This window comes from uncultured Veillonella sp. (assembly GCF_905209685.1).
In the GTDB taxonomy this organism is placed as follows: Bacteria; Bacillota; Negativicutes; order Veillonellales; family Veillonellaceae; genus Veillonella.
Window position 1 is genome coordinate 1 of record NZ_CAJLUB010000151.1, and the last position, 3643, is coordinate 3643.

Genomic DNA, 3643 nt, shown 5'->3' on the forward strand with positions numbered 1-3643 from the left:
TCACCATTAGTGGCTTTGATTGCCTTCTTGGTATGGGGCGTGATTGTCTATTTTACTAAGCTCGTATCACTAGGATCTATTATAGCAGCAGCTTTAGTACCAATTTTAATGTATTTTACAGGAGAATCTTATTGGTTCGTAGGCTTTGGCGCTTTGGCAGCTTTATTTGTCATTGTTCGACATTGGGATAATATTAAACGTTTACTAGCAGGTAATGAGTTAAAAGTAGAACGTATCAAAAAGGATTAATCTATGAATGTTGTTGTTGTCGGCTCTGGTAGCTGGGGTACTGCTCTTGCTATTAAATCCGTATTAGCTGGAAATACTACAACTTTATATTGTCGACGCCCAGAATTTGCTACACAATTAGCAGAAGATTTAGAGAATAAAGAGTACTTACCAGGTGTAACATTACCAAAGGAATTACTATATAGCTCAGATCTTGCTACTTGTATCAATGCGGCTGATATCGTTCTAATGGTTACACCGTCTGTACATGTACGCACTAGCTTAGAGTCTCTTAAACCATATGCGCATAAAGAACAATCCTATATACTTTGCTCAAAAGGTGTAGAACGTACTACTGGCAAGTTATTGACTACAGTTATGCGAGAGGTTCTAGGCCCTGTAGGATGTAATCTCGCAGTTTTATCTGGTCCAAATCATGCTGAGGAAATTGGTCGTGATTTGCCTGCTGCCTCTGTATTGAGTACAGAAAATCTTGAAGTGGCCACTATGTTACAGAAAACATTATGTAGTCAAAACTTTAGGATTTATGCAAATACCGATATTACTGGTGTTGAATTAGCTGGGGCTACGAAGAATATTATTGCTCTTGCCGCAGGGATCGTTGACGGATTAAAGTTAGGTGATAACTGTAAAGCCTTACTCTTAACACGTGGTTTACATGAGATGACTCGTTTTGGTGTAGCCTTAGGGGCGCAAAAGGAAACTTATGCTGGCCTTGCTGGTATGGGGGATTTGATTGCCACTTGTATGAGTCCACATGGCCGTAACCGAGCCGCTGGTCAACAATTAGCAGATGGAAAAACAATGGACTATATCATTAATCATACGAATATGGTTGTAGAAGGCTTTTTTGCTACGGACATTGTTTATAAGATGGCCTGTGAACATCATATTGAAATGCCTATAACTAAGGCTTTATATGAAGTTTTATATGAAGAAAAATCTCCAGCTTTGGCATTAGCTGAATTGATGGGACGAGATATTAAAATTGAAGTATCATAAATAAAAGATACTTTTAATTTGGTTATTTATATACTATAATTAATGAGTATAATCTTGTGAGGGTTGTATGCGAATTATTGGCGGAACTGCAAAGGGACATACTATAAAAGCACCTAAAGGGGTAGATACTAGACCTACACTTGATCGTGTTCGTGAAAGTGTGTTTAATGTATTATCTAATAGAGGTATATTTGGTACTCATGTATTAGATATATTTTCTGGTACAGGTGCAGTAGCTATTGAAGCCTTAAGTCGTGGTGCAGCACATGCAGTAGCGGTAGACTTTAAAACAGGAAAATTGATTTTAGAGAATGCTAAACACTGTCATGTGGAAGATCGGTTAGAAATCATTCCGAGGAAACTTTCACAATTAAAAAACTATATAATGGGACAACAGTTCGATTATATTTTTTCTGATCCACCATATGAAAATGGATTTATACAAGACACCATAGATTTGGTTGTGACCTATGATTTATTAAAGCCTGACGGTGTTTTACTATTAGAACACCACAAGGATGAGGCATTTACCTTGCCTCAATCATGGGAATGTATAAAAGAACAGAAATTTGGTTATACGATGGTTTCCTATTTTGTAAACATAGCTGAAAGGAGCTAAACCTGTGCGTATAGGTGTGTGTCCGGGTAGTTTTGACCCAGTTACAAATGGACATGTTGATATTTTTGAACGTGGCAGTCGATTAGTTGATAAATTAATTATTGCTGTTAGCTCTAATCCGAATAAAAATTCCTTGTTCACCATGGAAGAACGGGTTGAGATGATTCGAAATTCTGTCAAACATATTCCTAATGTTGAGATTGATTGTACAGGCGGTTTGCTTAACGAATATGTTAAATCTAAGAATGCTACTATAATCATTCGTGGTTTGCGCGCGTTAAGCGACTTTGAATATGAATTTCAACGTGCTTTGTTTGCAAAATATTTGGATGATGATATTGAAACTGTATTTATTATGACTAATAATAAATACTCTTTCGTCAGCTCCACAGGTATTCGTGAACTTGCAAAATTTGGCGGTAAGCTAGATGGGTTAGTTCCGGATGATGTTAAGGAAAAACTTGAAGAACGCTTTAATACGGTCCATAATAAATAGGGGTGAATTGTATGAAAACAGAAAAATTATTAGAAGATTTAGAGGTTCTTATTGAATCTAGCAGCCGTATTCCTATGACTACAAAACGTATGGTTGAGGAAGACGAAATTATGCGTATTATTGATTCTATTCAAGAGTCCTTACCATTGGAACTTGAAGAGTCTCGTCGTATTGTAGCTGATAAAGATAAAGTATTAGCTGATGCTCAACGTCAAGCTGAAACTTTAATTGATCAAGCAAAAGACTACATTGCTAAATTAACTGCTGAAAGCGAACTTGTAAAACAAGCGCAAGAACAAGCCAATCAAATTATCAATGCAGCTAACCAATCCTCTGAAGAATTGAAATCTAGCTCTATTCAATATGCTGGTGATGTTCTTAAATATGTGGAAAACAACTTAGAGAAAACATTGGAAAGCTTACGTCAAAATCGTGAAAGTTTGAAACAAACTGAACAACGTACAGAAGAAAACCAATAATATAAATAAAAAAGAAGCGAAGGATTTCCTTCGCTTCTTTTTTTATTGTACGCCGAATAGGCATGACTAAACCCCCAGTTAAACTGGGGGTCGGTAAAAAATTCTTAGAGAAAAGGAAAGAACCTCCTAGTGGTAAAATGAAGTTGGTCTGGCAACCACAACATTTCAACATAGGAGGTTCAATGTCAATGAATGACGTAAAAAGCTTATCACATAGTAAATGGAGATGTAAATATCATATTGTTTTTGCTCCAAAGTATAGAAGACAAATAATTTATGGTCGGATAAAAGCTGATGTAGGTAAAATCTTACGAGATTTATGTAAGAGGAAAAATGTAGAGATTATAGAAGCGGAATGCTGTCCGGATCATATTCATATGCTAGTAACGATACCACCACATTTAAGCGTATCGAGTTTTATGGGATATTTAAAAAGCAAAAGTAGCCTCATGATATTCGATAAACACGCAAATTTAAAATATAAGTATGGAAATAGACATTTCTGGTGTAGAGGATATTATGTGGATACGGTAGGACGATATGAAGGAGCGATAAAAGAGTATATTCGCAATCAACTACAAGAGGATATAGCGCAAGATACATTAAACTTTAAAGAATACACCGACCCGTTTACGGGTGAGCCAGTAAAATAGGCAAAACAAAAGCCCCCGAGTAGGGGGCAGCCAGTGGTAATAGAGTGGTTGTCAGATCATTCAATGCCCTCTTTAGAGGGCCACCACTAGAGAAAGACCCTTATAGGGTCAGAGCAAACCACCCGTTCTACGGGTGGTTATGATT

Annotated in this window: 6 protein-coding genes; all 6 read left to right on the top strand. The window is 36.8% G+C overall.

Features of this window, described 5'->3' with window-relative positions:
• Positions 1 to 249: glycerol-3-phosphate acyltransferase (locus QZ055_RS08585; protein WP_295826199.1), on the top strand; the 249-nt coding region annotated here is incomplete at its 5' end.
• 3 nt (positions 250 to 252) lie between these two features.
• Entirely contained in the window at positions 253 to 1251 is a 999-nt protein-coding gene (locus QZ055_RS08590) for an NAD(P)H-dependent glycerol-3-phosphate dehydrogenase (protein ID WP_295826202.1), read from the top strand.
• Between the two features lie 67 nt (positions 1252 to 1318).
• Positions 1319 to 1870, top strand: a complete 552-nt coding sequence (rsmD, locus tag QZ055_RS08595) for a 16S rRNA (guanine(966)-N(2))-methyltransferase RsmD (RefSeq protein WP_295826205.1) — start codon at positions 1319 to 1321, stop codon at positions 1868 to 1870.
• A 4-nt stretch (positions 1871 to 1874) separates the two neighbouring features.
• Positions 1875 to 2366 (top strand): pantetheine-phosphate adenylyltransferase, encoded by a 492-nt coding sequence (gene coaD / locus QZ055_RS08600; protein WP_005386757.1) that lies wholly within the window; start codon positions 1875 to 1877, stop codon positions 2364 to 2366.
• 11 nt (positions 2367 to 2377) lie between these two features.
• Positions 2378 to 2845, top strand: a complete 468-nt coding sequence (locus QZ055_RS08605) for a hypothetical protein (protein WP_005386756.1) — start codon at positions 2378 to 2380, stop codon at positions 2843 to 2845.
• A 188-nt stretch (positions 2846 to 3033) separates the two neighbouring features.
• The gene (gene tnpA, locus QZ055_RS08610) at positions 3034 to 3498 is read left to right on the top strand and encodes an IS200/IS605 family transposase (protein WP_038125930.1); all 465 of its coding nucleotides are present in this window, start codon (positions 3034 to 3036) and stop codon (positions 3496 to 3498) included.
• Positions 3499 to 3643 lie beyond the last annotated feature (145 nt).